Source organism: Streptomyces sp. JB150 (assembly GCF_011193355.1).
Lineage (GTDB): Bacteria > Actinomycetota > Actinomycetes > Streptomycetales > Streptomycetaceae > Streptomyces.
The window spans coordinates 2,204,330-2,208,455 of the sequence record NZ_CP049780.1; the positions used below are offsets into that span (position 1 = coordinate 2,204,330).

At 70.6% G+C, this 4,126-nt stretch carries 3 protein-coding genes and 1 pseudogene; all 4 read left to right on the forward strand.

What is annotated here, in order from left to right; all coding sequences use genetic code 11:
* Positions 1–202 (forward strand): annotated as a pseudogene (locus G7Z13_RS10290) (ABC transporter ATP-binding protein); the annotation flags it as partial.
* Entirely contained in the window at positions 199–1,443 is a 1,245-nt protein-coding gene (mmsB, locus tag G7Z13_RS10295) for a multiple monosaccharide ABC transporter permease (RefSeq protein ID WP_165998034.1), read from the forward strand. The pseudogene G7Z13_RS10290 and the gene mmsB, both read left to right, overlap by 4 nt.
* Before the next feature lie 60 nt (positions 1,444–1,503).
* The gene (locus G7Z13_RS10300; RefSeq protein WP_165998036.1) at positions 1,504–2,649 is read left to right on the forward strand and encodes an aldose epimerase family protein; all 1,146 of its coding nucleotides are present in this window, start codon (positions 1,504–1,506) and stop codon (positions 2,647–2,649) included.
* Between the two features lie 114 nt (positions 2,650–2,763).
* The coding region (locus G7Z13_RS10305) for a histidinol-phosphate transaminase (RefSeq protein WP_165998038.1) at positions 2,764–4,126 on the forward strand (1,363 nt) is incomplete at its 3' end.

Genomic DNA, 4,126 nt, shown 5'->3' on the forward strand with positions numbered 1-4,126 from the left:
GATCTACACGGTCATCGACAAGCTGGCCGCCGAGGGCAAGGCGGTCGTCTTCATCTCCTCCGAGCTGCCCGAGCTGCTCGGCATGTGCGACCGCATCTACACCATGGCCGCCGGGCGGCTGACGGGTGAGTTCTCGCGGGCCGAGGCCACGCAGGAATCGCTGATGCGCCAGATGACGAAGGACAAAGAGGTAACCCGATGAGCACGGATGTGACCGCCAAGAGCCCGGCCCCGGCGCCGCCGGGCTCCTCCGGACCGGCGTCGGGCGGAGGCCTGCTCCACCTGGTGCTGGACGGCCTGCGACGCAACATGCGCCAGTACGGCATGCTGCTCGCCCTCGGCCTGATCGTGGCCCTGTTCGCCGTGTGGACCGACGGCGACCTGCTGCTGCCGCGCAACGTCTCCAACCTGGTCCTGCAGAACAGCTACATCCTGATCCTCGCGATCGGCATGATGCTGGTGATCATCGCGGGCCACATCGACCTGTCGGTCGGCTCGCTGACCGCGTTCGTGGGCGCGTTCGCCGCCGTACTGACCGTGCAGCACGACATGGCGTGGCCGGTCGCGGTCGTCCTGTGCCTGCTGGCGGGCGCGGTCGCGGGCGCGGCACAAGGGTTCTTCATCGCGTATCTCGGCATACCGTCGTTCATCGTCACCCTCGCCGGCATGCTGGTCTTCCGCGGCGTCACCGAGATCCTGCTGGAGGGCCAGACCCTCGGCCCGTTCCCCGACGGCCTGCAGAAGATGGGCAACGGCTTCCTGCCGGAGGTCGGCCCGGAGACCAACTACCACAACATCACGCTGCTGCTGGGCTTCGTCCTGATCGCCTTCGTGGTCCTGCAGGAGCTGCGCGACCGCAAGCGGCAGCAGGAGTTCGCGCTGGACGTCGTGCCGCTGAACCTGTTCCTGCTCAAGCTGGTCGCCATCGCCGCCGCGCTGCTCACCGTCACCCTGCTGCTCGCCAGCTACAAGGGCGCGCCGATCATTCTGCTGATCCTGGGCGCGCTGGTGGTCGGCTACGGCTATCTGATGCGCAACTCGGTCTTCGGCCGGCACATCTACGCGATCGGCGGCAACCTGCCGGCGGCGAAGCTGTCCGGTGTGAAGGACAAGAAGGTCACCTTCCTGGTCTTCCTGAACATGGGCGTGCTCGCGGCCCTGGCCGGTCTGGCGATCGCCGCCCGGCTGAACGCGGCGTCTCCGAAGGCCGGCCTGAACTACGAACTCGAGGCGATCGCCTCGGCGTTCATCGGCGGCGCGTCCATGAGCGGCGGTGTCGGCACCGTGCTCGGCGCGATCATCGGCGGCCTGGTCCTCGGCGTGCTGAACAACGGCATGAACCTCCTCAGCGTCGGCACCGACTGGCAGCAGGTGATCAAGGGACTCGCCCTGCTGGCGGCGGTCGGGTTCGACGTGTGGAACAAGCGCAAGTCCGGTTCGTAAGTCAGCCGGGGCCCCGCCGGAAGGCGGGGCCCCTCCTTATCCGGGAGCCGCACTATGCACATGGACATGAGCAGACGTACCGTCATCGCCGGGGCGGCCGCCGCCGGTGTCACCGCCGCGCTCAGCGGCACCGCCCACGCCTCGGGAGGAAGGAAGCCGGTGAAGGAGCTCTTCGGCAAGCTCGCCGACGGCACGAAGGTGCACCGCTGGACGCTGGAGAACGGCGGCACCCGGCTGAAGGTGCTGTCCTACGGCGGGATCGTCCAGTCCCTGGAGCTGCCCGACCGGCGCGGCCGGTACGCGAACGTGTCGCTGGGCTTCGACACCATCGAGGACTACGTCTCCTCCAGCCCCTACTTCGGCGCGCTGATCGGCCGCTACGGCAACCGCATCGCCCAGGGCCGCTTCACCCTGGACGGCACGGAGTACCGGCTGTCCGTCAACGACGGCGAGAACAGCCTGCACGGCGGCGCGCAGGGCTTCGACAAGCGGGTGTGGGACGTCGAGCCGTTCACCCGCGGCTCCGACGTGGGCCTGCGCCTGTCGTACACGAGCGCCGACGGCGAGATGGGCTACCCCGGCACGCTGCGGACGAGGGTGACGTACACCCTCACGCGGGCCGGCGACTGGCGCATCGACTACGCGGCGACGACGGACGAGCCGACGGTCTGCAACCTCACCAGCCACGTCTACTTCAACCTGGCGGGCGAGGGCAGCGGCACCGTCTACGACCACGAGCTGTCCATCGCCGCCTCCCGCTACACGCCGGTCGACGCGGGCCTGATCCCCACCGGCGAGCTGGCGAAGGTCGCGGGCACCCCCTTCGACTTCCGCCGCGCCAAGACCGTCGGCGAGGACATCCGGGACGCCCACCAGCAGGTGCTGTACGGCCAGGGGTTCGACCACAACTGGGTGCTGGACAAGGGCATCACCGGCCGGCCCGAGCACGTCGCCACGCTGCGCGACCCGCGCTCCGGCCGCACCCTGCGGATCGCGACGACCGAGCCGGGCCTGCAGTTCTACTCCGGCAACTTCCTCGACGGCACCCTCGTCGGCTCCGGCGGCCGGGTCTACCGGCAGGGCGACGCGCTCTGCCTGGAGACCCAGCACTTCCCGGACTCGCCGAACCAGCCGTCGTTCCCGTCGACGGTGCTGCGCCCCGGGCAGACGTACCGCTCGACGACGGTGCACTCGTTCAGCGCGTGACATCACGCTTCCTTCACAGGAGTTGAACGGCGTCTCGGCCGGCTCCGTATCCATGGGCGGCCCGTGCTCCCCCGCGCGGGCCACCCAGAGACGGAGGTTCCCTTGGCCGGCCCCATGGCTGACAACGTCACCGCGCTGTTCCGCGGCGGCTCGGCGCACAGCCCGTCGATGGCGGCGCTGACCCGGCACGGCGGGGGCGACGGGGCCGGCCCGGTGGACTTCTGCATCCCCTGCAACCCGTACTTCCCCACCCCCGCGATGTTCGAGGACATGGCGGCGAGGCTGCGGGACATCCTCACGTACTACCCGAGCGGCGCCGACACCATCACCGCCGAGCTGTGCGACCTGCTCCAGCTGCCGCCGCAGTGCGTCGCCATGGGCAACGGCTCCACGGAGCTGATCACCTGGATCGACCACCTGCTGGTGCGCGAGTCGCTGGCGGTGCCCGTCCCCACCTTCGGCCGGTGGACCGACCAGCCGATGGAGACCGGCAAGCGGGTCGACATGTTCCCGCTGCAGGAGTCCGGCGGTTTCGCCCTCGACCTCGCCCGGTACGCGGACTTCATCCGCGCGCGGGGCACCCGGGCCGTCGTGCTGTGCAACCCCAACAACCCCGACGGCGGCTACCTCCGCAAGCAGGCGGTGGTGGAGTTCCTGGACGCGATGGCGGACCGGGACCTGGTCATCGTCGACGAGTCGTTCCTGGAGTTCTGCGACGCCGAGAGCGAACCGTCCGTCGTCCAGGAGGCGATGCTCCGCCCCAACGCGATCGTGCTGCGCAGCCTCGGCAAGAACTTCGGCCTGCACGGCATCCGCTTCGGCTACCTGGTGGCCAACCCGGCGCTGGCCGGGCGGATCCGCTCCATGCTGCCGAAGTGGAACCTGAACGCGTTCGCCGAGCACGTCGTGTTCATGCTGCGCGACCACGGCCGGGAGTACGCGCGGAGCCTGGAGCAGGTGCGCCGGGACCGCCTGGAGATGTCGAGCCTGCTCTCGGCCCTGCCCGGCCTCACCGTCTACCCCTCACAGGGCAACTTCCTCTTCGTCCGGCTCCCCGTCGGCGCGGAGGGCACCGTGGTGCGGGACCGGCTGCTCACCGAGCACCGGATCCTCGTCCGCGAGTGCGGCAACAAGATCGGTTCGTCCAGTCGCTTCCTGCGGCTCGTGGTGCGCCCCCAGGTCGACGTGCGTCGCCTGGTGTCCGGCCTGGAACAGGTGCTCTACGGGACCAGGAGGGGAGCCGCCGTGCCCGAGCCGGGCACCGGGACCGGCTACAGCTCGGGCACGGCGGCGGTTGACCGGCTGGTGGGGGCGACGAACGGGGCGGGGGTGCAGGGCCTCGCGGCGGGGCTGAACGCGGGGCTCGACGCGGGCGTGCCCCTGCCGGCGGCCCAGCCCGCGCCCCAGCCGGTGGCCGGCCCCGCGGTGCCCCCCCCCGCGGCCGCCCGGCCCCCCGCGCCGCACCCCCAGCCCCGGC

Coding starts and splice junctions, on each gene's coding strand:
- mmsB (WP_165998034.1), top strand. CDS start 199: ATGAGCACGGATGTGACCGCCAAGAGCCCGGCCCCGGCGCCGCCGGGC.
- G7Z13_RS10300 (WP_165998036.1), top strand. CDS start 1,504: ATGGACATGAGCAGACGTACCGTCATCGCCGGGGCGGCCGCCGCCGGT.